We start from the raw sequence: 25,886 nt of genomic DNA on the forward strand, positions 1-25,886 counted from the left end.
TTCCGGCTCATCAAGAGTGACGATGAGATGACACGATGGGACAATTTTGGGTAGGTGTGATGCAGCAACCCTTGGAGATTGATCCGTGACGGCCACCACCATGACCAAGCCAGACGTCCGCCACGACTGGACCCGCGACGAAGTCGAAGCCCTTATCAGCCTGCCTTTTCCGGAGCTGATGTACCGCGCACAGACCCTGCACCGCCGGTACTTCGACCCCACGAAAGTGCAGATTTCCACGCTTCTTTCGATCAAGACGGGCGGCTGCCCGGAAGACTGCGCCTATTGTCCGCAGAGCGCGCTGCACGAAAAAAGCGTCAAGGCCGAACGCCTGATGGCCGTGGGGTCCGTCATGAAGGAAGCACGGGCTGCCAAGAAGGCCGGTGCGGGCCGATTCTGCATGGGAGCAGCCTGGCGCACACCGAAGGATCATGACCTCGACACCGTCTGCGAGATGATCGAAGGCGTAAAATCCCTGGGGCTGGAAACCTGCGTCACACTCGGAATGCTCGACGCGCAGCAGACCGAACGTCTCAAGAATGCGGGGCTGGACTACTACAACCACAACCTCGACACGTCCGAAGAGTTTTACGGCTCCATCATTTCCACCCGCACCTACCAGCAGCGCCTCGATACGCTCTCGAACGTGCGCGACGCGGGCATCAATGTCTGCTGCGGCGGAATCGTGGGCATGGGCGAGGACCTGTCCGACCGTGCCGGCCTGCTCATGACGCTCGCCAACCTGCCCAAGCACCCCGAAAGCGTGCCGATCAACCTGCTCGTCCGCGTCGAAGGCACCCCGCTGGGTGAGGCCGAAGCCGTCGATCCGATCACCTTCGTCCGCATCATCGCCACGGCCCGCATCATGATGCCGGAAAGCCATGTCCGCCTCGCCGCAGGCCGCGAGAACATGACGGACGAAGCCCATGCGCTGTGCTTCCTGGCAGGGGCGAACTCGATCTTCTGTGGCGAGAAGCTCCTGACCACGCCGAACCCGGCCGAACACCGTGACCGGCAGCTCCTGTCCGCGCTCGGCATGTCGCCGATGGTGCAGTCCGAAGCCGAGATGGGCACGATGCGCCCGGCCGTGACGGAAGAAGCCGTCTGCGAGATGGCCGTCTCCTGATCTTCGGTCCACGTCTGAAAGGGGAAGCGTTCGAAAGGGCGCTTCCCCTTTTTTATGCTTGGCCTTTGCCAGCTTCTTCCCTAAACCCACGCCCTTTGCCCAAACCGGAAGAAAGCAGAACCAATGACGGCGTCCGGACACAACCAGACCAAAATCCGCGTCGGAATTGACTTCGGCACCACCAACAGCGTGGTCGTGATCGCCGATGAAAACGGTAACACACACCCTGCCCGCTTCGTCTTCACGGACCACACCACCAGCGAAACCTGTCGCACACTGCTCTGCCTGTGGATGGATCAGGACGGACGCCGCCGCGTCATGAAGGACGCGATCGGGCTGGATGCCATTGAGGCCTATCTGGACGATCCGGCTGAGAGCCGCCTCATCATGTCCATGAAGACCTATCTCGCGCAGGGGTCTTTCCGTGAGACGCGGGTTTTCAGCAGCGTCATGACGCTCGAAGCCTTGATTGCGCGCTTTCTGACGTCGCTCATGGACAAGGCCGGACTGAACCCGGGCGATGTGAGTGCTACGATCGGCCGCCCCGTGCGCTTTGCAGGCGAGCTGGCCGATGATTCGCTCGGTGTGGCCCGTCTGCGCGAGAGCTTTCTGGAAGCGGGATTTCCCGAGCCCAATATCGTCCTCGAACCCGAGGGCGCAGGCTGGCGCTTCATGCAGCGTCTGGACCGCCCGGCAACCGTTCTCGTCGGGGATTTCGGCGGCGGTACCAGCGATTTCTCGGTCATGCGTTTCGATCCGCAGGGCAGTCCACGCGTCACCACACTCGGCCATTCGGGTGTAGGAATTGCGGGCGACCAGTTCGATTACCGTATCATCAGCCATGCCGTCGCCCCGGCACTGGGGCGCGATGCGACCTATCGCGTCATGGGCGGCCAGCCCCTGCCCGTCCCTGCCGAATGGTTCGCAAGCCTCGGCCGCTGGCACCGCCTGTCCCTGATGCGCACGCCCCAGACCCTGCGGGACATCGCCGACGTGGCCAAGACATCGTCCGAGCCGGAAAAGCTCCGCAGTCTGCTGCGCCTGATCGAGGATCAGGAAGGACAGAACCTCTATCGCGCGGTCGGACAGGCCAAGAGTGACCTGTCGCGTCAGGACAGCACCGTTCTGCGCTTCATTCACCGCGATCTGAAGATCGAAGAAACCATCACCCGCGCGGATTTCGAAAGCTGGATTGCGCCTGATCTGGCGCAGCTGGACGACGCCATCGAAGACGCCATGGTTCAGGCCGGGCTTGGGCCGGACGATATCGACCGGGTCTTCCTGACCGGGGGCACGTCCTTCGTGCCTGCTGTCCGCGATCTGTTCGACCGCCGTTTCGGGGCGGAGCGTGTGGACGGCGGATCAGAATTCGTCTCGGTCGCCGAAGGCCTGGCCCTCATCGAGCGCGAGCGCCATCAGGCCTGAACAGGTCCTGATCCAGTCAACAGCATCCTGAATCCGTACCAATTCGGTCTTCGGAAAAGTTGTTTCAGCCATCCTTTAAGTTGCGAAACAGCCGCGTAAATTCCCGACAATAAATTATACTTTTTTATTTAGTGAAGAAAATTCCGGATTATGTGATTGGGAATTTTCTTCATTAAGGACTTTATCTTTCCATGAAACGCTACAAACACACTCTGCACGTTCATTTTTCTTTCTGTTTTCGTGCACTATATTTAAAATAATACTCCATATTTACTATGATCTCAGGAAAGAATACCAAAATGTCTTGTAAGTATTTTTTAAAAATATTCCTGCAGATTAATATTCTTTCAGCTATTGGCACCCTTCCACTGACCGTTCATGCTCAGGATACAGCAGCGACTGCTCCACAGAACGTTCTCCCTGCGACGCCCCGCCAGTTGCCCTCCACGGCATCGGCCGTCGCGCTACCACCAGCCCAGAAAGCCCCGGCCCACCATCCGCATCCGCCCGCGCCATCTGCCGATCATCTGGGCGCGATTTTCGACACGGAGAGCATTTCGTCGCTGCTCAACCGCAATGATGATGCCCTGCGGCGCAGCGATCTTACGGCCGGTTATTACGTGCCAGCAGAAGCCTTCGGTCATATTGCGCCCCAGCTTTCGCCCTACCGGAACTGGCTTGCCGAGCGTGGCTTCAGCTTCGAGTTCTCCTACAAGGGAGAAGCCATGGCGAATGTGGGCGGCGGCATCAGCAAGGGCATGTCCTACGCCCATGAACTGACCTTCAATACGCGATGGGATCTGGGGCGGCTGCTCGGACTGGATGGCTGGATCCTGCATGCGGTAATGATGGAGCGCGCGGGCCGCGAAGTGTCCTACGACCATGTCGGGGATCACCATATCCTGCTGAGCGAGGTCTACAGCCTCTCGGGTCATGCGGCGGCCCATCTGGCGGACATCTATCTTGAAAAATCGTTTTTCAACAACCGCCTCAACATCAATATCGGCCGCATCACGCTGACGCATACCTATGCGACGTCCGTGCTGCTCTGCACGTTCATGGTTCAATGCTCCGCCCCCCCCGCCATCAAGGCCGATGAGGGCTGGAGCGTCTATCCGAAAGCCAACTGGGGCGGCACTGTGCGTTTCAAACCCACACGGGACCTGACCCTGCGAACCGGCGTCTACAGGGTCGGCGCACTGACGGAAAATCCCAGCGGCTGGGCCTGGGGCAGTGAAAAATCGACGGGCATCATGCTTCCGATCGAACTGACCTGGGAGCCCTTTATCGGTCCAGATAACCTGCCAGGCCATTACAAGCTCGGCTTCGCGCACGACACATCCCCTTATGCGGATCGGCTCGGGACCATTCCGGCAATGTTCGCGAAAGAGGTCTTCCATGACGCCACCAAACCGCGCGACACGTTCTATATCGAAGCGGACCAGATGGTGTATCGCAAGGGCGGACAGCACCAGATGGCGGGCGGATACATCCTCGCCGGTTATGTACACAACACGCCCAGCGTTTCGACATTCTCGGATCAGGTCTATGTCGGCGCATCCCTGCTCGGCATTATCCCCCACAGACCGTTCGACCGTTTCGGCGTGATGTATTCCTATTATCAAATGAGCCCCGCCATCACGCTCGGCCAGCGCCTGAGACAGCTTGCGGGCATGTCCATGGGAGCGTTCGTCAACGGCCCACAAACCCATTCCGCCATTCTGGAAGCCTATTACGGCGTGCCCATCCGGCCGGGTCTCGTGTTGCAGCCGGAATTTGAATACATGATGCGCCCCGGCCAGACCTCGGTCATTCCGAACGCAACACTGGTCGGCCTCAAGGTCCTCGGAAACCTGTAAAGCAAAGTCACCGATGACAGATCTGTTACTTGTGATTTAACAGAAACGTTATTCCACAATTCAAAAATTACCCGTTCGTGATTTGAGTATAAATATTCATTTACATAACCTGAAAGCCCACAAGGATTACAGCCAAGGGACTTTCCGCATGAAAACGATGCTTGCTTCTTTTTTCGTTCTTGGACTTCTGGGCGGCACAGCCCTCGCGCAGGAGCCCAAGGTTGAAAATGCCGTCGCCAGCACGACTTCAGGCGAGAAAACCCAGGTCACACAGGCAGCAGACCGCACGAACAGCGAGACCTGCAATCAGGTCTGGGTCAACACCGCGACGCATGTCTATCACGTTCAGGGCAGCTTCTGGTACGGCGCTACGGCCCATGGGACGTATATGTGTGAAGAGGATGCCAAGCGTGCAGGCAATACCCGCGGACAGTTCTGACAGACGTTACCAACAGGCGTCAGACCCCATGGACTATGAGTTCTGACGCCTGTGCTCATTCAGTTGGATGCGCCGAGACCTGACTGATCGACCGGAGTTCCACGAACCTGCACCGTAACCTTTCCGGGTGCCGGTTTTTCAGACGCACTATCCTTGGGCGCTGACTCATCGCCTCCAGCCTGCTTTGCCGCCACCTGCTCGCTGATTTTTTCCTGCTGCCGAAGGGCCGCAGCCTGTGGCTGATGCCCCGCCGCCTCGGCCGCATCCGCCGCCAGAGTGAGCGCACGGCGCATCCCGCGATAATCCAGCGCGTCACGGCGGCTTTTCACAACCGACAGGGCCTCGCTGCTGGCCAGTTCAGGCTGACCGCGCAGCAGGTTCAGACGGGCCGTCAGTTCCTGCTGGTCAACCTGCGCGCTGGTCTCACGAAAGGCGGCCAGATCATTCACGCGCTGGGCCAGAACCGTATCCTGCCTCAGATCCGCTGCGATCAGACCTGACAGGTAAAGCGCCCGTTCACGGATTCCCATATCCGGAGACTGAAGCGCGCGGCCCACCGCCTGCGAGGCGAACACCGTGTCACGAAGCCTGTACAAGGCGGCCGCGCGGATCACGGCCAGGTCGGATGTATCCGAAACACCACGCAGACTGAGCGCGGCTTCGGTCTCGCCAAGACTTTGCAGGGCTTTCTGCGGCTCGTCTTCCGCCAGCAGGACTGTCGCCAAGTTGAAACCGGCCTCGTGAATGGACGGCGCATCATCGCGCATCAGGGCACGGTCCATCGCGGTCCGGTACTGGGCCTCGGCCTGTGTGGCCTGACCGATCCCATAGACGCTCTTGCCGGTATCCATGGCGTCTTCATAAGGCTGATCGGGCTTTGGCCCCTTCGTTGCGGTCGAGGATGAGCAGCCGCCCAGCGTCAGGACCATCAGGCCCGTGCAGGCCAGAAGAACGCGCCTCATGGCCGCACCGCCTGCGCCGGCAGACGACGCGAGGGCTCCTGCTTGCTGCCTCCACCGCCCAGCAGCCACAGCCCGCGCAGTTGATCCGTCAGCTTGCGCAGGCTGCTCGCACTGGCCTCCGCCTGAGCCAGAAGGGCTGGAAGCTGCGCCGTAGCCGTATTGGCATGGGCCACGGTCTGCTGCACCTGAGGCATGCTCTGACGCAGGCTTGCCGTCGCGGCCCTGGCATTGGCCATCGTTCCATCCACCTTCGTCATGACGCCACCTGCCTGTTTTTCAATGGGTCTGAGATCAGCGATGACAGCATCGAGATGAGCCAGCGCAGCATTGGCCTTGTCGAGCACGTCATCCTTGACCAGCAGTCCGCCGATCGTGCCCTGCCCTTTTCGCATGTCGGTCAGCATATCGTTGACCTGCGTGGTAATGAGCTGGACGTTGTTCATGGCCGGTACGAGCTTGTTGCGCAGATCCATGACGGTCTGGGTGATCACATCCGCCGGGTTGGCCTCGACCGTCGCCTGAAGGACCGCATAATCCCAGTCGAGCGGCTTGCCCTTGCCACGGCCCAGCTCAATGTAACTTGCGCCCGCCACGATCAGGCGATGGCGGATGATGGCCGTGCTGTCCTGCCGGATGAAATTGGCGAACTGCGGGTCCAGATCCCCTTCCGCATACATCCGGCCCGTCTCATTGAGCTTGAGGCGCCGGATTTCGCCCGCGTGGACGCCCATGACCTCGATATCATTGCCGATCGCAAGTCCGGCCACGCCGCTTTCGGGCAGCACGAAATGCAGCTTCTTCTCCGGCGTCAGCCACTGGCGCAGGAAACCGGCTTCCACGACGGCCACCGAGAACATGACGATCGCGGCAAGGACAAGCAGCCCGACCCATTCATCCGCATAGCGGTTCTGAAAGAGCGGACGGGCGGTTTCGGTCTGGCGTACGCGAAACATCAGGAACCTCGCATCGAAAACAGTCCGTCATCATAAAGGCGCAGGCGGATGGTGGCGTCGGACGCATAATCCCCCCACCCGCTTTCATCCGGAGCCATCCACACAACCGCACATCCCCGGTCCCGCAGATCAGTCACGAGAGACAGGAACGCATCCATCAGACTGACCGAGGCCCCTTCCATCGGATGCTCCAGCAGCAGAAGCGCCGGCTCGCCCATCATGGCCCGCACACAGGCCGCACGCTGGCGGTCCATGGCCGACAAGCGGTTCGGCGGGATCACCGGAAGGCCCGGCAGCCCGAGCCGGACGGCAAGATGCACGGCCTGCGACTGAAGCCTGTCGATCGGGATGCGTGTATGGTGCAGTTGTGGCCACAGGATGTTCATATGGGTCCCGTACAGGTCCACCCATCCACCCGTCATCACGACCCGCCCGATCCGGCCCCGCAGCGCGTTGCTGCGCCGTTCATCAAGATCGGCCCAGTCCAGCCCCATGCAGCGGACATGACCATCGCCCAGCGGAATGAGACCAACGCACATATCGGCAAACAGTGCCGCCTGTCCCATATCCCGGCACTCGATCAGGGCACATTCGCCAGCGTTGAGACGCAGGTTGTAGCGGCTCGACACCAGACCGCTCTCATCGAACTGCGGCTTGGCGTCCAGCAGCTCCAGCCGGGCATCCAGGGAGTTGGGGAAAACGTCGTCAGTCTCAGCCATCGAAGCACACGCTGAAAACGACGTTGATGACCATGATGGACAGCATCCCGCGCGCAAACCCGCGCGGCAGCATGCTCGACAGGTCGTCCTCGGTGGTGACATCCATGCCGGACAGGCACGAGCATACGCCCACGGCATAACCGCTGAAAATGAACTTGGCCGGGATCACAAAATAGTCGATCGGCTTCACGCTGCTGACCACCTGATCCAGAAACGCCCAGATCGGCATCGTGATCGCATCCTCGACACGACAGACGGCATAGCCGACCAGAAGGGCCGTCATGCTGAAAATAACACCAAGCGTGAAGCCGCTGATCGTCATGGCGAGGCTACGCGGCACCAGGAACGAGATGAACGGATCGATCCCCATCCCCGTCATGGCACGCATCTGCCCACCCGTCGTGAGCGTACCGAGTTCGGTCAGCATCAGCATCCCCGACCGGCCCAGCAGGATCACACCCACCAGAACCGGGGCGATCTCACGCACCAGAACCGTGGAGAGGATGGAGCCCGTCATCTGTGCCATGCCCGCAAAGCCGAGCCAGTAGACAGTCTGCGCCACGATGCCGAAACCCGTCAGCGCCGCCGTCACCAGCGTGCTGAGAATGCCACCGCCCACGGCCTGATGCAGGGAGGCCCAGAATTCGATCCGCACCGTCCGCCGCCAGGTCGTCAGCCGCGTCGCCTCGCGCATGATGCCCCAGCCAGCACCGATCATCATGAGCGTAAAGCGCATCTGCGTGCGGGAGAAATATCCCAGATGCACCAGCATGCTCCGGACCATCGTGATCCGGTCGAGATTGCGCAGCACTTTCATCGACGGCCTGCCAGAATGAAGCTGCGGGTAATCCCGCTATGGGGCAGGTAGAACATTCCCCTCTCACGGAAGAGGAAATGTTCACGCAGGATCATATAGGCCTGTTCGGACACCTGGATCGTCCCCGCATCCGGCGAACTGCCGGTCAGCAACTCGGCACCATTGAGTGCATCGCCCCAGATGTTGAAGACCGAAGGCCCTTCTCCAAGTTCCGAAGCCATAACCGAGCCGACATCCATGCCGATCCGGAACACGGGGTCCAGATCCGCCGCGGCCAGCGAGGACAGGCAGGCTTCACGGATCGACACCGCCGCATCCGCCAGCCGCACAGCCGCGGACGGGTCCGGCGTCTGCGAGCATCCGCCCACGAGGACGAGCCGGTTGCTTACGACCTGAACGGAGAACAGTCCGCTGTCACGCGCGATTTTCTGGATTTCCAGGCTGAGCGTGCGGATGACGTTCATGGCACGCGCGATGCTGTCACGGTCCGGCGCATAGGGGTCCACGAAGGAAATGACCATGACCGGAACCTGCGGATACACACCCGCCGCAACCGGATCACCGGCCGTGGCCGACGGCTCCAGAAGAAAACCCTCGTCAAACCGCGTGTCATGCTTTTCTGCCGGTATCGCCAGACCGGAATGACCCTCGCCCGCCGCCGCATCGAACGGCTTGGCAAAGCGCAGGGCCACGATGGAGCCCACGATGGCGATGATGTGCTCCATCGTCTCCGGCTGTCCCGGATCTTCCAGCACGATCGCGCCAACGGTCTTGTGCGCATTGCGGACCGGCTGGAACAGCAGCGTATTTGCCCCCACGGCCCGCATGATGACACGCTGGAAGTTCTGGGTGCGCTCGTCCTGGGAAGCATCCGCGATTGACAGGGTGTGCCCCTCGTCCAGAGCCTCGAACAGCTTGCCGTTGTCCCGCCGGCTGATCTCGACGCCCGTACTGTGCACGTCGCGCGACGGATCGAACGCATCCTCGCAGAGCAGACGGTCCCCGTCCGGCAGCAGGCGCCACAGACTGGCACGCCGTGCGCTGGTCCGCGCCGTCAGGGCCTCTGTCAGGATCGGGACTTCATGCGCGGGATCGAACAGGTCCGGCGTGCTGGCAATTTCCAGCAGCGAGGCATTCTCCGCCTTGACCTGATCCCGCCCCCGCTGGAGCCGCTTACGCAGACGTTCCACATGTCGCCCCTGCGCGACCAGCGCGAGCGCCAGCACCGAGGCCAGTCCGACGACCAGCAGCGAGAACCCGATATTCTGCCGCCGGGCCGTCTGGGCAAAATCGGCAAAATCACTTTCCGGCGCATTCAGCAGCAGCACCCAGTGCCGGTGCACAAACGGCAGTTCGGAGGCGATGGTGACGTAATTCTTGCCCCGCGCCTGCACCACGCCCGTGCCCGGCCCCTTGATACGGAAACGGTTGAGCGCATGGATAAAGACGGGCTGCGTCTTGGGATCAAGGAACACATTCCCTGGATCGAAAGTCTTCGGATCCTGCCCGACCGCGACATTGTGCCCGGCGATGATCTGGCCGTGCATGTCCACGATCACCGCCTGTCCGCTGCGCCCGACCTGAAGTTTATTGAGGAACGAGGTCAGCTGGTTCAGCGAAATGTTGATCGCAAAGACCGATTTGTGCCCGTCATGTCCATCAAAGGCGAGCGAAGCCGTGATGATGAACTGATGCGTCGAAATATAGGCGTAGGGGTCGGTCCAGTGGAGCTGCCGTTCCGGGTCGTTCTGATGCTTGACGGCTTTTGCGAACCACGGGCGCGTGACGACATTATAGCCCTCTGCCGGATCCGAGCTCTCGCCCGTAACGTTGCCGTCCTTGTCCGTATAGACGTGATGATAGACCTGCTTGCCGTCATCGGTCTGGAAATGGGTCTGCTCGAACCCGTCCTGACCGTGGCGCGTGATCATCCAGAACTGGCCCTGATCGTTCGCGATATAGAAGCTGTCCACCTGCGGCGTATGCGTCAGGATGGAGCGTCCGTAGAGCATGAACGTGTCAGGCGTGACGTTGGTCAGCGGATCGCGGAACATGTCCTGCGCGATCAGGGCACCAATGGAGGCCGGGGCCAGATAGTCACTGACCTCCTGCGTCACGTAGCGCTGTTGGCTGCGCAGAAGATCGTTGGAGAGCGAAATCGCGCCCTTGCGGGTCGTCTGGTAATTGTGAAGGCTGATGCCCGTAATCGCCGCGATGACCAGAAGCACGCCCACGAGCGGACCCAGGATCTGGAAGATCCGGCGGCGGTCGCTGGCAGGGCTCTGGGTGGGGTCCACGATTTCTGCGGCTGACAACGTTCTTTCACTCCGGACAGAGACGGGTTCGCGGAACAGGGCCATACTACCGCGATAAAACAATATCCTCCGACTATTACCAGACTGCAACCCGCAGCCACGAACTGAAACATGCCCTCACATCCGAAATTTACCGTTTTCACATGATCCGTGGGAGGGCTTCCCAGTCATTCCGTCCCGACGCAGAGATGGCGGATGACGGATTTGCCCGCTATGGTCGGGCGCTTTTCCAGCAGGGTGGTTTTGCTGGAAGCTGTCGGAACAGCGGTGTCTCATATGCACGAATATCTTTCTCACCGCGCCGTCCTGTCATTTACGGGAACGGACCGCGCCAGCTTTCTTCAGGGGCTCGTCACCAATGACGTCCAGAACCTGACGGACACGACAGCCGTCTGGAGCGCCCTGCTCACGCCGCAGGGACGCTGGCTGAGCGAATTCTTCCTGTATGCCACGCCTGACCGCATCCTGATGGACTGTCCGGCCGATCACGCGGAGATGCTCGCCAAGCGCCTCTCCCGCTTCCGTCTGCGCGCGGACGTGCAGATTGAGAACACGCCGTTGCAGATCATCACGGGCGCTGAAGGCCGCGCGGTTCCGGAAACCGTCCTCACGAGTGCCCCAGACCCACGATGCGAGGGGGCTGGATGGCGTGCGGTCGTGACGGAACCCGCTCAGGGGGATGAGACGCCTGCCGAATTTCTGGAACGGCGTCTGACGCTGGGTCTGCCGGACGTCATGGATTTCGAGAGCGAGCAGACACTGGCGCTCGAAGCCGACATGGACCTGCTGCACGGCGTGTCCTGGAAAAAGGGCTGCTATATGGGGCAGGAACTCACCGCCCGCACCCATTACCGCGGCCTCGTCAAGCGCCGTCTACTGCCCGTTGCCCTGTCGGAGGGCACGTTCCCCGACGAAGGCGGCGTCATTATTTCCGGCGAACGCGAAGTGGGCGACATCCGCTCCCGCAGCGGCAATCGGGCGCTCGCCATGCTGCGACGTGACGCCTGGTCCGCATCGGACCTGACATGCAATGGACAGCCGCTTTCTGTAGTCTGGCCCGTCTGGTTTCCTGAGGAGATGCGTTCGTGACCTATGTTCCCCCCGCCCCGTCCATTGTCGATGACATCATCGCGCAGGTGAAGTTCGACGCGAACGGTCTGATTTCCGCGCTCGCACAGGCACCGGACGGCGTGGTGCTGATGCTGGCCTGGATGAATGCGGATGCCCTGCGCGAGACGCTGCTGACGGGCCGGGTCTGCTACTGGTCCCGCAGCCGCCAGAAGCTGTGGCGCAAAGGGGAGACCTCGGGTCAGCAGCAGAAGCTTATTGAAGCCCGGCTCGACTGCGACATGGATGCCGTTCTCATGATTGTCGACCAGACCGGCGTAGCCTGCCACACCGGTCGCCGGAGCTGTTTCTATCATGGGGTGACGCCGGACGGGCTGCGCGACACCTCGCAGCCCGAAATCAGCGCCGAAGAGCTTTACGGCCGCTGATCAGCCGCAGACGGCGCCGTCCAGCCCGGCACGAGGAACGTGGCCGGGCAGCCGTTCTGGTCGTCCGGTGAGGACAGATAGGCGCCTTCATACGGGAAGCGCGAGAGCTTCTTCGGATCCAGCGTGAACCAGAGCTGCGTCAGCACCATCTGGCCGTTATGGGCCGGTTCGCAGCGGACCTGAAGGGCCCGGCTGTCACGAACATTCATCAGACGCACGAAGGTAGCCAGCATGTCATCGCGGTTGACCTGAAATCCGGACTGTTGCGCCAGCCACAACCCGAAGGCCGAAGCCGCAAACCGGTCGCGCATTTCCATGGACGTGATGAAGAAGCGGTCCGCATCATAGCCAAAGCAGCGCGCATGCTTGGTGTATTCATGCACGTAAAGCGGCTTCTTCAGATGCGGCACGACGCCACGCAGCGCCTCAACCGTTGTCGGCAGAAGCTGCGGCGGCGTGTCATTATGATCGTAGAGATCACAGCCCTTGGACCACCATTCCTGCACCGGCACGCCCTGTGCTTCCAGAGCATGCGGCTCGGACGCCCACAGCCCGTGCAGACCGATCGAGATGCGATGTGTCTGGTCCCATTCACATCCGCCGCCCGTGGCGCAGAAACCCGGCTGCCAGGTCAGGGCGAGCGTGTCATGCCGGAAATCGGTATGGGCCGTGGGCGTGATCGAAGGGCCGGTCGGAACCTGCGAGACGCAGCCCCCCAGCAGGAAAAGAGCGGCAAGAACGGAACGCTTCACGCAGAAAGCCCCTTGGCATGGTGAGTCAGATGGTCCGCGATGAAACTCTGCACGAACCAGTAGGAATGATCATACGCGGCATGACGACGGAGTTCGAGGGACTGTCCGCCTTCCTTTGCGGCCCCCTCCAGCGCGTCGGGACACAGATCCGCCAGATACTGGTCCATCAGTCCCTGATCCACGAGAATGGTGGACGGATGGGTATGCTTCGCGCGCAACAGAAGTGTCGGGTCGCAACTCTGCCATTTCGCTGGATCGCCGCCGAAATACGCATCGAAGGCCTTCTGCCCCCAGGGCACAATGCTTGGATGGCAGATCGGCGCAAAAGCTGAGACGGTCTTCCAGCGATCGGGATATTTCAGAGCCTGAAGCAGCGCCCCCATCCCGCCCATGGAATGTCCCATGATGCCGCGCCGGGTGCCGTCCAACGGATAGAGCCGCTCCGTCAGAGCGGGCAGTTCCTCGCCAACATAGGTCTCCATCCGGTAGTGATGGCTCCAGGGTTCGGACGTGGCGTCGATATAGAAGCCGGCACCCGATCCCAGATCGTAACTGTCATCCTCACCTTTCGTACCCGTATGGCGCGGGGACGTGTCCGGGGCGACGAGCGCGATGCCATGTTCGGCGGCAAAGCGGATGGCGTTGGCCTTGATGAGGAACGTTTCCTGCGTCGCGGTCAGCCCGGCCAGCAGATGGATGACGGGGACTTTCTGCCCCACAAGCGCCTCTTTCGGCAGGAAGATCCCGAACGTCGCGGGAACACCAAGCGCCTGCGAATTGTGCCGGACAAACCGCAGGGAACCGTCGAAACAGGCGTGATGCGCCAGAACCTCGATGTCGGACACGCTCAGTACTCCACGACGGTGCGGATGCTCTCACCGCGGCTCATCATGTCGAAGCCCAGATTGATGTCAGCGAGCTTGAGCTTGTGGGTGATGAGATCGTCGATATCGATCCGGCCTTCCATGTACCAGTCCACGATCTTCGGCACATCGGTCCGTCCACGCGCTCCACCGAATGCCGAGCCGATCCAGCGGCGTCCCGTGACGAGCTGGAACGGACGTGTGCTGATTTCCTGTCCCGCCCCGGCCACACCGATGACACAGGACACGCCCCAGCCACGATGCGCGCTCTCCAGCGCCTGACGCATCAGGGTCGGATTGCCGACACACTCGAATGTGTAGTCCAGGCCACCACCAGTCATCTCGATCAGATGCCCAACAAGGTCGCCGTCCGGCCCCAGGTCCTTCGGGTTCACGAAATCCGTCATGCCGAACTTGCGGGCAATCGCCTCGCGCTCCGGGTTGATATCGATGCCGATGATCCGGTTGGCGCCGACCATCTTTGCGCCCTGAATGACGTTGAGGCCGATGCCACCCAACCCGAACACAGCGACCGTCGATCCGGGTTCGACCTTGGCCGTGAACAGCACGGCGCCAATGCCGGTCGTCACGCCGCAGCCGATATAGCAGACCTTGTCAAACGGCGCGTCGGGGCGGATCTTCGCCAGTGCGATTTCCGGCAGAACCGTAAAATTCGCGAAGGTCGAGCAGCCCATATAGTGATGGATCGGCTGACCTTTATAAGAGAAGCGGGATGTGCCATCCGGCATCACGCCCTTGCCCTGCGTGCTGCGGATGGCCGTACACAGATTGGTCTTGCGCGACAGGCAGGACGGACATTCGCGGCACTCCGGCGTATAGAGCGGAATGACGTGATCGCCGGGCTTGAGATGCTTCACCCCGGCCCCGACTTCCCGGACGATGCCCGCACCCTCATGCCCGAGAATGGCCGGAAACAGCCCTTCAGGGTCCTGACCCGAGAGCGTGTACTTGTCGGTATGGCACAGCCCGGTCGCCATGATCTCGACCAGCACTTCCCCGTCGCGGGGGCCTTCAAGCTGAACCGTGTCGATTTCCAGCGGTCTGCCGGCTTCGAACGCAATGGCGGCGGTCACGTCCATAACATCACTCTCCTCTGAAACGGTTCGGACAGGGTGTCGTATTAAACGGCATGGCGGCAAGAGGCCGCTGCAAAAGAAAGTAAAGTGACAGACACCCTTTGGTGTTGGCCGGGGACTAACTTCGCCGCTACGCTTCCGCACAACTTCCCTGCACATCCCGTCATCCGAGGAGACAGCCGTTTGATCGTCAACCGTCCACATGGACTGGCCATTCTTTTCCGGGAATCCCTTCCCCCCCTGATCATCCTGACCCTGTGGGACTTCGTCGTGGTCGTCCTGTTCCAGATCTTTCACCAGGACTGGATGGAGCAGCCGGCACTTCCGATTTCCCTGATGGGTTCGGCGCTCGCGATCTTCCTGAGCATGCGCAACAACGCGGCCTATAACCGCTGGTGGGAAGGCCGGACGCTGTGGGGCGCGATCACCAACAACTGCCGCTCCTTCGGCCGCGAAGCCGCGACCCTTCTGGGCGGACGTGCGGATCTGGCCCGCGCCATGGCCGCCTATCCGCATGTCCTGCGCGCGGCGCTGAGGGGCGATCCGCCCAACGAGGACACCAGGAGACTGCTGACGCCTGAGATGTACGAGAAGGTCTTTTCCTGCTCGAACACGGCCAACATGCTGCTCTACCAGATCGGCCTGGGGGTCCGGGACGAAGTCGAACGCAAGGGAATCGACGGCGCTGTGCATGGCACCGTGGACCGCATCCTGTCCGACATCGCCAACGCACAGGGCGGCCTGGAGCGGATCAGGAACACCCCGCTTCCCGCGCAGTATTCCCTGCTGCCCGAAATCGCGACGCATCTGTTCTGCATCATCCTGCCGCTTTCGGCCGTGCAGACGCTCGGCTGGATCACGCCTCTGGGCTCCAGCATCATCGGCATGCTGTTCCAGATGCTCGACCGCAGCGGACGCGACCTGCAGGAACCGTTCACGAAGAGCGTCCACGCCCTGCCCATGCTGACCATGGCCCGCACGATCGAGCGCGACCTCCTGCAACCGATCGGGGATCTCCCGCCCGATCCCATCCAGGCCATCCACGGCGTTCAGCCCTGACGGACACAGGAGCCCCCGGTTGCCCCCTTGCGATCAGACAAGACAGCAGGGGGTTTTTCTGCTATAAGCCGGGGCTATGAACACGTTCAAAAGCCCCCAGAAGGGCGGCATGACCGATGAAATGGCTCGTGTCGCAGCCAACAACACTGCCCGTCAGACCGATCCGGAACACGACGCGGACCCGTTCCGCGAAGGTGACTCCATTGTCTACGCCGCGCATGGCGTCGGACGCGTGGACAAGATCGGCATGGTCGAAGTCGCCGATACCGTCATCGAGATGATCCAGATCTCGTTCCCCGGCAACCAGATGACGCTGCGTATCCCGCTGGCCAAGGCCCGCAAGGCCGGCCTGCGCAAGATCGTGACGCGCGACATCGTCGACAAGGCGATGACCGTCATCAAGGGCAAGCCGCATGTCAGCAAGGGCATGTGGGCCCGTCGCGCCGTGGCCTATCAGGAAAAGATCAACTCCGGTGACCTGATCCAGATTGCCGAAGTGCTGCGTGACCTGCGTCGCAACGTCGACAGCCTCGATGGCAGCTTCTCCGAGCGCAAGCTGTTCGAAGCCGCGCAGGAGCGTTTCGTGGCCGAGGTCGCCGTTCTCGAAAACGTCGACCCCGCACAGGTTCTCGAAAACCTGACCAAGACCATGAAGGCCGCCTGAAGCGCGGTCAGGAGCGCAGTTTGAAAAGGCTGCGCTTCTCCAATATGGATCAGGCTGTGGTTTTCTTCGCATCCCGGACGGGGTCTCTCGCGTTGGCGACACGAGAGATCTTTTCCGTGATGCGTTTTCAGTCACGGTTTCAAACCTGCATTCACAAGGAGAGGTGAGGCCAGATGCCTGCCCCTTACAAAGACCGTTTCGCCGGCAAGAAAGTCCTCGTCACCGGGGCATCCCAGGGAATTGGCGAGGCCACCGCGCTTCGTTTTGCCGAAGAAGGCGCGCAGGTCGCCCTCAACGGCCGCAAGGAAGACAAGCTGATCGCCGTCCGCGAGAAGCTGCCCAAGGTCTCCGGCGGAGAGCACCCGATCGCCACGGGTGACATTTCCAAAGAAGATGACGTCAAGCGTCTGGTCGCCGAGAGCATCAAGGCCATGGGCGGTCTCGACGTTCTGGTCTGCAATGCGGGCTATCAGATCCCCTCCCCGTCAGAAGATATCAAGCTCGAAGATTTTGAAGGCGTGATGGCCGTCAACGTCACGGGCGTGATGCTGCCGTGCCGCGAGGTCCTGCGCTACTGGCTGGAAAACGGCATCAAGGGCACGATCATCGTGAACTCCTCCGTTCACCAGATCATCCCCAAGCCGCATTATCTGGGCTATTCCGCGTCCAAGGGCGCTGTCGGCAACATCGTCCGCACGCTGGCGCTCGAATATGCCAGCCGCGGCATCCGGGTGAATGCCGTGGCGCCCGGCGCCATCGTGACGCCGATCAACATGTCCTGGATCAACGATCCCGAACAGTACAAGGCCGTCTCAAGCCACATCCCGATGAAGCGCCCTGGCGAAAGCCGCGAAATCGCGGATGCCATCACTTTCCTTGCCGCCGAGGACAGCACCTACATCACGGGTCAGACCCTGTATGTCGATGGTGGCCTGACGCTCTATGGCGATTTCGAAAACAACTGGTCCTCGTAACTCTTTATGGCCCCTTCCCTTACCGTTCTGCTGATCGAGGATGATTTCCTCATCCGGACCTGCCTGGCGGAGTTCCTGCTCGACAGCGGCCTGACGGTCAGGGAAGCGGACAACTGCGCCGAAGCCCGCGCCATCATCGGCGCGGAGCCGAGGCTCGATGCCCTCGTGGCGGACATGACCCTCCCGGACGGGGATGGCATGACCCTTGTCCAGCCGGCCCGTGAACGCTGGCCCGATCTTCCGGTCATCTATATCAGCGGCCATGGTGACCTGCGGCGTGACGAGACCTCCGGCGATCCCGCGCGGGACCGTTTCATCTCGAAGCCTTATACGCTAGCAAGCATTCTGGAGGCCCTTCTGGAAATGACATCGGCGGCCTCGGACTAGGAGATCCGCATGTCTGCCAGTCTGGACAGACCAGCCCCTGAAGATCCGGCCCCAGCGACCGAAAACGACCAGGCCAGCCCCTCCGCTCGCCTGACCTGGGCACAGCATGCCCTCGCCCGTAAAGACGCCGAAGAAGCGCTGGCCATCGCGGGCGCCTCCACGGACGATACGACTGAAATCCCGGCCCTGCATTATGTCCGGGCCCGCGCACTGTTTCACCTTTACCGCTACGCCGAATGTGCGGAAGAGCTTGAAAAAGCCAGCGCCAATGTCGGCCCCCATGCCATTGCGCTGCTGCTGGACGAAGCCGTTTCCATGCGGCGGCGGGACGATCTGCTGCCGCTGCTGGAAATCTGCCGCAGGCGCAAACCCGATGATGCCCGGCTGATGGATGCCGAAGCGACGGTTCTGATCCAGCTTGCACGCTTCGACGAGGCGGAACTCCTTCTGCGCCGGAGTCTGCGCCACCGTCCCGGCAACCGCGGCACGCTCAACCTGCTCGCCCTTCTCCTGACGGAAACCGGCCGTTTCGAGGGGGCACTCGCAGTCATGCACGATCTGCGCGAAAGCGATCCGCAGGACTGGGAACCGATCTGCAACATGGCCTGCATCCTCAGCAGCCTCGGGCGGATGGAAGAAGCAGCCAATCTGTACCGGCAGGCGGTTCCCATGGCGCCCAAAGACCCGCGCCTGCGTCTGAACCATTCCATCACCATGCTCAAGAGCGGGCGCATGGCACAGGGCTGGGCCGAGCATGAATGGCGTTTCGGCCTGCCGGGCCATACCAGCATGCCGCTGGATCGGCTCCTGCCCAACATTTCCCCATCGCTGGACCTGAAGGGCAAGCGCGTCCTCGTCACGCAGGAGGAGGGTCTGGGCGATACGCTGATGTATCTGCGCTACATCCCGCCCCTCGCCCGCACAGGGGCTATCGTCCATATCTGGGGCACCGAGACACTGGCGGCGATCTGCGAACGTGTCGCCGGGGTTACGGAAGTGCAGTTTGGCGGCGAAACGCCGGAATACGACTATCACTGCCCCTTCATCAGCCTGCCCCGTGCCTTTTCCGGAACGCCGGACGCGATGGGAGCGCCTGTTCCCTATCTCAGCGCGGACCGGCGGAAAGCCGAGATGTGGCGTCAGCGCCTGCAGGATGATCGCAGGTTCCGGGTAGGTCTGGTCTGGGCTGGGGCAGCGCGGCCTGAAGATACGGCGGCGCTCATGGTGGACCGCCAGCGGTCCATGCCGCTTGCCGCACTTGCCCCTCTGGCCGACATTGAAGGCGCGAGTTTCTATTCCCTGCAGAAAGATCGCCCGGCCGAACAGATCCCCGATTTCCCGGGCGAACTGATCAATTTCATGCCCGAATGTCACACGATGGACGACACGGCGGCGCTGATGGTGAACCTGGACATCATCGTCTCGGTCGATACGTCAGCCGTTCATCTGGCGGGCGGACTGGGCAAGCCTGTCATCATGATGGACCGCATCAACAACTGCTGGCGCTGGCTGCACGGGCGTGAGGATACGCCCTGGTATCCGCAGATGACGATCGTCCGTCAGACCCGTTTTGGGGACTGGTCGGACGTCGTGGAGCGTGTGAAACAGCGCCTCGAAGACGCCGTTTCCGCCCATTAGAACTCAGTAGCTGTAGCCGTAGGACAGACCGATGCTCGATCCCGGATCGTTTTCCGGTGTCGTGAATCCCGTGACCTGACCACCCGTGCCGACCGTCGTGTTGAACTTCAGGCGTTTCGTCAGGTCAATCTGGACCTGCGCCTGCGTGCCGGAGCCGGATGTCGCCTGCTTGGCGCCGACATAGACGCCCTTCATGACGTATTTCCCGGCCTCGACACTGGTGCCCCCATTGTCCACACCGCTGCCGCCACCCACGGCCAGACGGTCCAGGCCCAGCAGGTTGCGGACCTTGCTCAACGGATCGAAGGCCGAGCCACCCGCAAGCTGCACCACCGCCGCGCCAAGTTCAGCAAGCTGCGTCGTGGAAAGCGAATGGCTGTCGGTGCCGAACAGCAGGATGGACAGAACCTGATCGCGCGGCAGGCTTGGCGTGGACGCGAAGTCGATCTTCGGCGCGCTGGCATAGCCCGTCACCAGAAGGCTCGCGAGCGTGCCGCTGGCGTTGCGGTCGGCACGGAAATCCAGCGTCGGATCAAGCTTGTGGTTCACGCCAGAGCCGTTGAACGCCACACGCCCGTTGGTGAAGTTGAGGTTGATGCCGCCCAGATTGAAATTGCCCCGCTTGAGATCAAAGCCACCGCTGACCGCAGGTTCCGCGCTTGTCCCGCGCACGCGCAGACGGCCCTGCATTTCCGCGAAGACGCCATGACCGCGCACGAAAAACTCACCCGGCGAAATCACATCCACGCCCAGCCCGATGATCAGGCTCGAGCTGGAACTGGACGGCGGTTTCTGCCCCGGACGGATAACATCGAGCTGCGGGACGGAGGCCGGCATGGAGTCCGGAATGTTGATCGTGGCGTTGGGAATATTGACTTTCCCGTCCACATCCAGCCGCGTCGTGGCCTGCCCGTGGATATGCAGATCGGTGTTGATCGTCGCGGTCAGCAGGTCGCTTGAAACCGGCCGGGCTTTTTCGGACGTGATGTGCAGATCAACCGGAAGATCAGGCCGGAAGGCTCCGACTGTTCCTTCCAGCACGATCGTCCCCGGGCCCGCATGAGCGACGATGTGGTTGACGGCAATGCTGTCTCCCGACGCGACAAGCGCGCCATTAATATGATTGAGATGCACACCCTGCGCGTAGTGGTCGAAGGAGGCGTTCTCCAGCGTCACCTGTCCCGTCGCCCGTGGCTGCGCGGCCGTTCCGGCGACATTGAGATTGATGCCAACCTTGCCGGCCACTCCCATGCCACTGGCGCCCAGGACGGCATTGCCCACGGACAGGTCAACATGCCCCGTGGTCGCAAGCGCCATCGCGCCCGTGCTGGAAAGCGGCGCTGTGCCCCGCACGGCCAGCGCGACGGACGGACCGGCGCCCAGAGTCGCATCAACCTTCGCGGAACTGCCGGCGAGACCCACATTGGCCAGGATCTGCGCGGCCGGAAGGGACGCCGCAGGGCCGGTCCGCATCCGCAGGTCACGCCCGGTCAGCGAGACCGTTCCGGTTGGCGCGGCGAGGGTTCCGCCGAGCTTGGCATTGAGCGAAATCGCGCCCGTGGCCGACAGGTCCGGCGCGAAAGGTTTGGCGATCGCAGGCGTGATGTGATCCAGACGCGCCGTGAGCGAGAGCGCCGGTTTCAGCGTTCCCGCCACATCGATGGTTGCAGGCGCGACACCCTGCGGGGCCACCGTTGCCAGAAGATGATCCACACCCATCGTCTTGCCGAAGGACACCACGGCCGGACGGCTCAGACGCAGGCTCTCGCCCTTGGCCAGAGCCGTCAGTTGTCCGAGGCGCACCGTCTTTTCAGGTACATTCAGAACAAGTGCGGTGTCGATATTAGCCGGGGCATCCATCACGTTCTGGAAGGCCGCGTTCAGCGCAATGGCCATGGCGGTCTGCGGACCCTTGATCGTGGCATGCGCCTTGCCCGTCATGGCCTGATAGCGCATCCCGGCCAGATCCAGCACCAGCGCGGGTTCGGGTGCGTCGATCGGATTGGTGATGGTGCCGCTGACCTTCAGGGACTGGACGGCGGCCTGCGCCATCGACAGCATTCCGTCCAGTCCAAGTTTCACGACAGGCGGCGCATTTTCAGCTTCCGTGGTGTGCAGGCCCAGCGTCAGATGACCTGAAATTGCCTGCCCGATCAGACGCTGGAAATCGCCCAGATTGCGGATCGAGACGTCCAGATCCCCCAGCGGAACTTTTGCCCCCTTGGGCAGACGCAGCCTGCCCTTCCCGGTCAGGCTGTTCCAGCCCAGCGTGTTGAGATCCAGATGGTACGCGCCCGCATCATCCTGCTGAAGCGCCGTATCGAGCACGAGTGGCGCGTGATCCAGGGTGCCTTTGGCCGTCAGCGTTCCATCGGGATGGGACGGCAAGTGCTGGAAATCCGCATGAAGCGTCACCGGCCCTTTCGCAACTTCCTTTGTCCCGAAATCCCCGTTCAGGTCGGCCTTGACCGCGAGATCATCCGTCGGGCCATCGGCCGTGGCGGTCAGCGTCGTATTGCCGAGGATGGCGGGGCTGGCCTTTGCGAGATCGGGCAACTGGACGGTGACCTTCGTCTGCATCCGGTTGCCATGGGCCATGTCGATCACGGACGACACCAGCATGTGCAGGGCCGCGCCATCCAGTCCGAAGCTTTTCAGCGTCAGGACATTGGCGGGCGATTTCGTCAGATCCAGCGAGAACGTGCCCGTCTTGCCGATCAGGTTCACGGCCTGTGCCTGACCGCCCGTGATCGCGAGCGTCCCCGTGCTTTTCAGCGTCAGGTCGTCGCGTTTTGTGACCGGCATGGCGAAATCGGCATGTAGCCCCGCACTGCCCTTGAGGTCCGTACTGCCCATCGCCGCAAGTGAGTGCAGATCCGGCAGGTCGAGATCCAGATGCCCTTTCGCAGCTGGCTTCAGATCCGCTGTCGCCGAAGCATGAAGCAGCGGATGATCCAGCTTCGCCACGATCGGCGCGGACGGTGCCAGCGGATGCGCCAGAACATCCAGCGTCAGAGGAGCTGCGGCCAGAAGCGTGGGCTGGGAGCCCGGGATTCTCAGCCCATCCAGAGATGCGGTCAGATGACCCGTCGCATCATTAGGCTGATCGCTCTCGACGCCCTCGAACTGCGCATGCAGATGCCCGATCCCAGCACCCGCCGCCGTCAGCGCGTCGATATCCAGAACGCCCTGCCCGTTCGGCGCCGTCAGCGGCCCATGCAGGTCCGTATCCAGTGCGATCGTGTTCCACGCAATGCCCGGACGCAGCGTCATGGACGGCGCATTGGCCTTCACATGCAGGTCCCCGACACGGGTCAGCAGGTTCATCGTCCCGCTGGCGGAAGCCTTGATCGGCCCTGCACCCAGACCGAAATCCAGTACCGCGGCCGTACGCGGCCCGTTGAGGTTCAGGTGCAGATCCAGCGGGTCGAGCTGCGGCATCTGTCCGAGGGTGGTGGCAAAACCGTTATCGCCTTCCTGAAACCGCACCCCGACTGCAATGCGCTTCTTCGGCGTCTGGACGTTCAGTGTCAGACTGCCCAGCTGATCGAGCCGCTTCAGGGCCAGCGCCACATCCATGACCGGCAGAGTCTTCACCGTCACGCCATCCAGGAACGGCGCGATGCTGTGGATATGGGCGTGACCGTCCAGCGAGAAAGCCGTCGGCGTGACGGTATAGTCCGGCCCGATTTCCAGCCGCCCGACATGCAGGGATGCCAGATCGACGCGCAGATGCAGCTTCGACGGTGCCGTGCTGGTTGTCGTGGGCTTTGCAGGCGTCTTTTCGGGCTCGGACACCATCTTGCGCAGGACGGCGACCCGGGAGGCACTCAGATTGGTGATCTTCGCATCCAGATGCAGCAGGGACAGCGGCGACCATTTCAGGTCGGCATTATCCAGCTCGATCCAGGGGCCTTTCGTATCCTTGATGAGCAGTTTCGCCACCGCCAGATGATGCGGCAGGAAGCCCGAAAGTCCGGAAATTTCGACCATGCCCCCCGTCAGCGGGCCGATCTTGCGCTCGATCAGACGCTGGCCGGGCGAGATGTTGATCCCCACAAGAACGCCCGTAACCGCCACGGCCACAAGCCCCACGGGCACGACAACCAGACCGGCTGCGACACGGAGAAGAAACCTGCGAACACGCATCAGAACGTCTCCCCGAGGCCGAAATACAGTTCCCATTTATCGCCGTAAGCCGGACGGTTCATCGGCAGCGCCACATCCACGCGGATCGGGCCGATCGGCGTGAAATAGCGCACGCCACCACCATAACCGACCCGCAGCGTGCCCTGCCCCGGCCGTGAACCCGTGCCCACCTGACCGGCATCCACGAACCCGGCGAAACCCAGATTCATCGGCAGGCGCTGGCGGAACTCGACACTGCCTGCATCCATGGACGTGCCGCCGATGCCGTATTTCGTCTTGCCGTATTGCGGCCCGACACCCTGATAGCGGAACCCGCGCACCGTCGCCGGGCCACCGGCATAGAGACGCTGATCGGGCGGGATCTGGTAGGTGGACGCGCCCTGCACCGAGCCTACGATGCCACGCACGGCAATCACGCTGCGTCCCGGGCGGGAAATGCCCAGATGCTTCAGATCGAAATAGGTCGAGACCTGGGCGGACAGCAGCGTGAAGAACGACGATCCGCTCTCAAGCGATTCCGAGGGCGTGACCGAAAGCGAAGCGCGGACGCCATGCGTCGCCGGGTCGATCGGGTTGGAAAGCTGGGTGTTGTCGAATGTGGCGTTCAGGGGGGCGGCGATAATGAAGTAGCTCCGCGTATCGCCGAACTGCTGGATCTGTTCCTGCTCCCCCATCACGCCGCCCGAGACGTTCCAGTATTTTCCGACATGCCGGTTCAGCCCCGCGCGGCCGATGATGGCGGTCTGGTGATAGGAATAGAGAAGCTGGCGGATGCCTTCGAGACGCACGCTGAGGTTCTGCCCTTTGGACAGGAAATCCGGCTTCATGAAATCCGCGTAGACGTCATAACCCAGTCCCTGCTGGGCGGAGCCGCCAAGGCCGGTGATCAGGGCGGTCAGACGCAGTTGCTCGGCATTACCCAGCAGGTTGTGATGCGTCCAGCTCACACCAACGCGCCCACCGAGATCGGTCGAGTATCCGATTTCGGCAGACAGGGTCCGCCGCTTGGCTTCCTTGAATCCGAATTCGATCGGCATGGCCTGAAGGATGCCGGGCATGAGGGTGCGCGAGGGCGGAAGGGTAATGATCGGCGGGGCATTGCGGACCTGAACGGACGCAAAAACGCCCGTACTCGCCAGATCCTGCCGTGCGGCTTCGATCCGGGAGGGGCGGTAAAGCTCGCCTTCCTTCAGTTCCAGCCGGTTCATGAGATAGCGCTGTTTGGTATGCGCCAGCCCCGTCATGCTGATCGGGCCGATCACGACCTTTGGCCCGCGGTTCACCCGGAACACGATATCCAGCGTATGCGTCTGGGGCTTCAGATAGGCCAGAGGGGTCGAGACAGTCGCCGTGGCGTAGCCTTCTTCCTGAAGCTGGTTGAGCAGGCTGTTCTGTGCGGCCAGAACGTCTGCCGCCACGGCAGGCTGCCCCGAAGACAGGCCGAACGCCTTGCGCTCTTCAGGCAGAAGGCTGACCGGCTGGGCCTGTGCGATCGCCTGCTCCGAGGTCGCCGCGACCGCAGCAGCGGGTGGCGGGGTCAGGACGGATTTTCCGTCAGAGGGCGCTTTCCCCGCGGGGGTTTTTGCGGCCACCTTCGCAACAGGCGCCTTCGCGGTCGGGTCCTTCATGGCAGGCGCCGTCGCCGTGGGAGTCGTTGGCGTAGGTGCTGGAACGGATGCGGCGGGAGCTTCCTGTGGCGGCGTGGTCAGCGCCACATTTCCCAGACTGAACCTCGGCCCGATCGTAGCCGAAATCGTGATCGCGACCTTCTGGCTCCTGCCGAGCGCCTTGAGAATATCCGGCAGGGACGGATCCTTGCCATCCACGGTCCGTGCGCCCGCCTTGACGCTGATTTTCACAGAACCCGCGTAATATCCCTGTGATTCAAGCGCGCTGTTGACGCGGTCATAATCGCTGCGGATCCGCCCGGCGAGCGCATAGGCTCCGACGGTGTGGGACGTCTGAAGGGATTTGAGCTGCGAGGATGCGGTGATCGCGGCGTCCAGATCCGCCTGTTTCGTCGGCGTCAGCGTCACGGCATAGGGAATGGCAGGATCGGACGTGCCATCCGTCACCGGCTTTGCGTTGGCCGCCGCTTTCGACGCCTTCGCTTCTGCTGGCAGAGGCGCGCAGAACACCGTCACGATGCCCAGAATGCAGGACATCGAAGCAACTGACACAGAAAGAGAAAC

Annotated in this window: 21 protein-coding genes; 11 read left to right on the top strand and 10 right to left on the bottom strand. The window is 62.0% G+C overall.

From position 1 onward, the window contains the following. Positions 1-85: 85 nt before the first annotated feature. The 4 genes from bioB (at position 86) to HKD31_RS06830 (ending at position 4,849) form a co-directional block, all read left to right on the top strand. Positions 86-1,126, top strand: a complete 1,041-nt coding sequence (gene bioB / locus HKD31_RS06815; protein ID WP_194265363.1) for a biotin synthase BioB — start codon at positions 86-88, stop codon at positions 1,124-1,126. Positions 1,127-1,249: 123 nt separating this feature from the next. Beyond that, positions 1,250-2,551: an Hsp70 family protein gene (locus HKD31_RS06820; protein ID WP_194265364.1), complete on the top strand. Its 1,302-nt coding sequence runs from the start codon at positions 1,250-1,252 to the stop codon at positions 2,549-2,551. A gap of 275 nt (positions 2,552-2,826) precedes the next feature. Beyond that, positions 2,827-4,410 carry a carbohydrate porin gene (locus tag HKD31_RS06825; RefSeq protein WP_194266170.1) on the top strand — a complete coding sequence of 528 codons (1,584 nt, stop codon included), beginning with the start codon at positions 2,827-2,829 and terminating at the stop codon, positions 4,408-4,410. 157 nt (positions 4,411-4,567) lie between these two features. Next, complete coding sequence (locus HKD31_RS06830; RefSeq protein ID WP_228120317.1) at positions 4,568-4,849, top strand: hypothetical protein; 282 nt, start codon at positions 4,568-4,570, stop codon at positions 4,847-4,849. Between the two features lie 59 nt (positions 4,850-4,908). Here HKD31_RS06830 and HKD31_RS06835 read toward each other — a convergent pair whose 3' ends face one another. The 5 genes from HKD31_RS06835 to HKD31_RS06855 are packed head-to-tail and all read right to left on the bottom strand — an operon-like array spanning position 4,909 to position 10,615. Next, the gene (locus HKD31_RS06835; protein ID WP_194264809.1) at positions 4,909-5,811 is read right to left on the bottom strand and encodes a tetratricopeptide repeat protein; all 903 of its coding nucleotides are present in this window, start codon (positions 5,809-5,811) and stop codon (positions 4,909-4,911) included. After that, the gene (locus HKD31_RS06840; RefSeq protein WP_011253539.1) at positions 5,808-6,764 is read right to left on the bottom strand and encodes an MlaD family protein; all 957 of its coding nucleotides are present in this window, start codon (positions 6,762-6,764) and stop codon (positions 5,808-5,810) included. Before HKD31_RS06840 ends, HKD31_RS06835 begins: the two co-directional genes overlap by 4 nt. After that, positions 6,764-7,483, bottom strand: coding sequence for a P-loop NTPase family protein (locus tag HKD31_RS06845; RefSeq protein ID WP_062496774.1), 720 nt, complete (start codon positions 7,481-7,483; stop codon positions 6,764-6,766). The genes HKD31_RS06840 and HKD31_RS06845 overlap by 1 nt, the downstream gene beginning before the upstream one ends. Then, positions 7,476-8,300, bottom strand: coding sequence for an MlaE family ABC transporter permease (locus HKD31_RS06850; protein ID WP_062496776.1), 825 nt, complete (start codon positions 8,298-8,300; stop codon positions 7,476-7,478). The genes HKD31_RS06845 and HKD31_RS06850 overlap by 8 nt, the downstream gene beginning before the upstream one ends. After that, positions 8,297-10,615, bottom strand: coding sequence for a cache domain-containing protein (locus HKD31_RS06855; RefSeq protein WP_194264808.1), 2,319 nt, complete (start codon positions 10,613-10,615; stop codon positions 8,297-8,299). The genes HKD31_RS06850 and HKD31_RS06855 overlap by 4 nt, the downstream gene beginning before the upstream one ends. Before the next feature lie 276 nt (positions 10,616-10,891). On the opposite strand from HKD31_RS06855, the gene ygfZ reads away from it, so the two are divergent. Both ygfZ and hisI read left to right on the top strand, forming a co-directional pair. Next, a complete protein-coding gene (gene ygfZ, locus HKD31_RS06860) occupies positions 10,892-11,704 on the top strand; it encodes a CAF17-like 4Fe-4S cluster assembly/insertion protein YgfZ (RefSeq protein ID WP_194264807.1) in 813 nt (270 codons plus the stop codon). Then, positions 11,701-12,111: a phosphoribosyl-AMP cyclohydrolase gene (gene hisI / locus HKD31_RS06865; RefSeq protein WP_024716786.1), complete on the top strand. Its 411-nt coding sequence runs from the start codon at positions 11,701-11,703 to the stop codon at positions 12,109-12,111. Before ygfZ ends, hisI begins: the two co-directional genes overlap by 4 nt. Here hisI and HKD31_RS06870 read toward each other — a convergent pair. The 3 genes from HKD31_RS06870 to HKD31_RS06880 are packed head-to-tail and all read right to left on the bottom strand — an operon-like array spanning position 12,099 to position 14,826. Next, entirely contained in the window at positions 12,099-12,863 is a 765-nt protein-coding gene (locus tag HKD31_RS06870) for a ribonuclease T2 family protein (protein ID WP_194264806.1), read from the bottom strand. The two genes, hisI and HKD31_RS06870, sit on opposite strands and share 13 nt — an antisense overlap. Then, a complete protein-coding gene (gene fghA, locus HKD31_RS06875) occupies positions 12,860-13,708 on the bottom strand; it encodes an S-formylglutathione hydrolase (RefSeq protein WP_338085546.1) in 849 nt (282 codons plus the stop codon). The genes HKD31_RS06870 and fghA overlap by 4 nt, the downstream gene beginning before the upstream one ends. A gap of 2 nt (positions 13,709-13,710) precedes the next feature. Next, the gene (locus HKD31_RS06880) at positions 13,711-14,826 is read right to left on the bottom strand and encodes an S-(hydroxymethyl)glutathione dehydrogenase/class III alcohol dehydrogenase (RefSeq protein ID WP_194264805.1); all 1,116 of its coding nucleotides are present in this window, start codon (positions 14,824-14,826) and stop codon (positions 13,711-13,713) included. Positions 14,827-15,006: 180 nt separating this feature from the next. Between HKD31_RS06880 and HKD31_RS06885 the strand changes: the two genes are divergently transcribed. From HKD31_RS06885 to HKD31_RS06905, 5 genes are all read left to right on the top strand, one after another. Beyond that, the gene (locus HKD31_RS06885; RefSeq protein WP_194264804.1) at positions 15,007-15,882 is read left to right on the top strand and encodes a bestrophin family protein; all 876 of its coding nucleotides are present in this window, start codon (positions 15,007-15,009) and stop codon (positions 15,880-15,882) included. 76 nt (positions 15,883-15,958) lie between these two features. Further along, a complete protein-coding gene (locus HKD31_RS06890; RefSeq protein ID WP_024716784.1) occupies positions 15,959-16,546 on the top strand; it encodes a CarD family transcriptional regulator in 588 nt (195 codons plus the stop codon). Between the two features lie 173 nt (positions 16,547-16,719). After that, a complete protein-coding gene (locus HKD31_RS06895) occupies positions 16,720-17,520 on the top strand; it encodes an SDR family NAD(P)-dependent oxidoreductase (RefSeq protein WP_062496788.1) in 801 nt (266 codons plus the stop codon). Between the two features lie 6 nt (positions 17,521-17,526). After that, positions 17,527-17,907 carry a response regulator gene (locus HKD31_RS06900; protein WP_062496790.1) on the top strand — a complete coding sequence of 127 codons (381 nt, stop codon included), beginning with the start codon at positions 17,527-17,529 and terminating at the stop codon, positions 17,905-17,907. Between the two features lie 9 nt (positions 17,908-17,916). Beyond that, on the top strand, positions 17,917-19,545 hold the full coding sequence (locus HKD31_RS06905) for a tetratricopeptide repeat protein (protein WP_194264803.1): 1,629 nt from the start codon (positions 17,917-17,919) through the stop codon (positions 19,543-19,545). A 3-nt stretch (positions 19,546-19,548) separates the two neighbouring features. Here HKD31_RS06905 and HKD31_RS06910 read toward each other — a convergent pair whose 3' ends face one another. Then, entirely contained in the window at positions 19,549-23,694 is a 4,146-nt protein-coding gene (locus tag HKD31_RS06910) for a translocation/assembly module TamB domain-containing protein (protein ID WP_194264802.1), read from the bottom strand. Next, positions 23,694-25,859: an autotransporter assembly complex protein TamA gene (locus tag HKD31_RS06915; RefSeq protein ID WP_228120318.1), complete on the bottom strand. Its 2,166-nt coding sequence runs from the start codon at positions 25,857-25,859 to the stop codon at positions 23,694-23,696. The genes HKD31_RS06910 and HKD31_RS06915 overlap by 1 nt, the downstream gene beginning before the upstream one ends. Between the last annotated feature and the right edge of the window lie 27 nt (positions 25,860-25,886).

Source organism: Gluconobacter potus, assembly GCF_015244705.1.
Classification (GTDB): Bacteria; Pseudomonadota; Alphaproteobacteria; order Acetobacterales; family Acetobacteraceae; genus Gluconobacter; species Gluconobacter potus.

Bases quoted from the DNA above. Each gene is read 5' to 3' on its own strand.
- ygfZ (WP_194264807.1), top strand. From the start codon at position 10,892: ATGCACGAATATCTTTCTCACCGCGCCGTCCTGTCATTTACGGGAACG.
- HKD31_RS06830 (WP_228120317.1), top strand. From the start codon at position 4,568: ATGCTTGCTTCTTTTTTCGTTCTTGGACTTCTGGGCGGCACAGCCCTC.
- HKD31_RS06905 (WP_194264803.1), top strand. From the start codon at position 17,917: ATGTCTGCCAGTCTGGACAGACCAGCCCCTGAAGATCCGGCCCCAGCG.
- HKD31_RS06910 (WP_194264802.1), bottom strand. From the start codon at position 23,694: ATGCGTGTTCGCAGGTTTCTTCTCCGTGTCGCAGCCGGTCTGGTTGTC.
- HKD31_RS06890 (WP_024716784.1), top strand. From the start codon at position 15,959: ATGAACACGTTCAAAAGCCCCCAGAAGGGCGGCATGACCGATGAAATG.
- HKD31_RS06825 (WP_194266170.1), top strand. From the start codon at position 2,827: ATGATCTCAGGAAAGAATACCAAAATGTCTTGTAAGTATTTTTTAAAA.
- HKD31_RS06880 (WP_194264805.1), bottom strand. From the start codon at position 14,826: ATGGACGTGACCGCCGCCATTGCGTTCGAAGCCGGCAGACCGCTGGAA.
- HKD31_RS06895 (WP_062496788.1), top strand. From the start codon at position 16,720: ATGCCTGCCCCTTACAAAGACCGTTTCGCCGGCAAGAAAGTCCTCGTC.
- HKD31_RS06850 (WP_062496776.1), bottom strand. From the start codon at position 8,300: ATGAAAGTGCTGCGCAATCTCGACCGGATCACGATGGTCCGGAGCATG.
- HKD31_RS06840 (WP_011253539.1), bottom strand. From the start codon at position 6,764: ATGTTTCGCGTACGCCAGACCGAAACCGCCCGTCCGCTCTTTCAGAAC.
- HKD31_RS06835 (WP_194264809.1), bottom strand. From the start codon at position 5,811: ATGAGGCGCGTTCTTCTGGCCTGCACGGGCCTGATGGTCCTGACGCTG.
- HKD31_RS06900 (WP_062496790.1), top strand. From the start codon at position 17,527: ATGGCCCCTTCCCTTACCGTTCTGCTGATCGAGGATGATTTCCTCATC.
- HKD31_RS06845 (WP_062496774.1), bottom strand. From the start codon at position 7,483: ATGGCTGAGACTGACGACGTTTTCCCCAACTCCCTGGATGCCCGGCTG.
- HKD31_RS06915 (WP_228120318.1), bottom strand. From the start codon at position 25,859: ATGTCCTGCATTCTGGGCATCGTGACGGTGTTCTGCGCGCCTCTGCCA.
- HKD31_RS06820 (WP_194265364.1), top strand. From the start codon at position 1,250: ATGACGGCGTCCGGACACAACCAGACCAAAATCCGCGTCGGAATTGAC.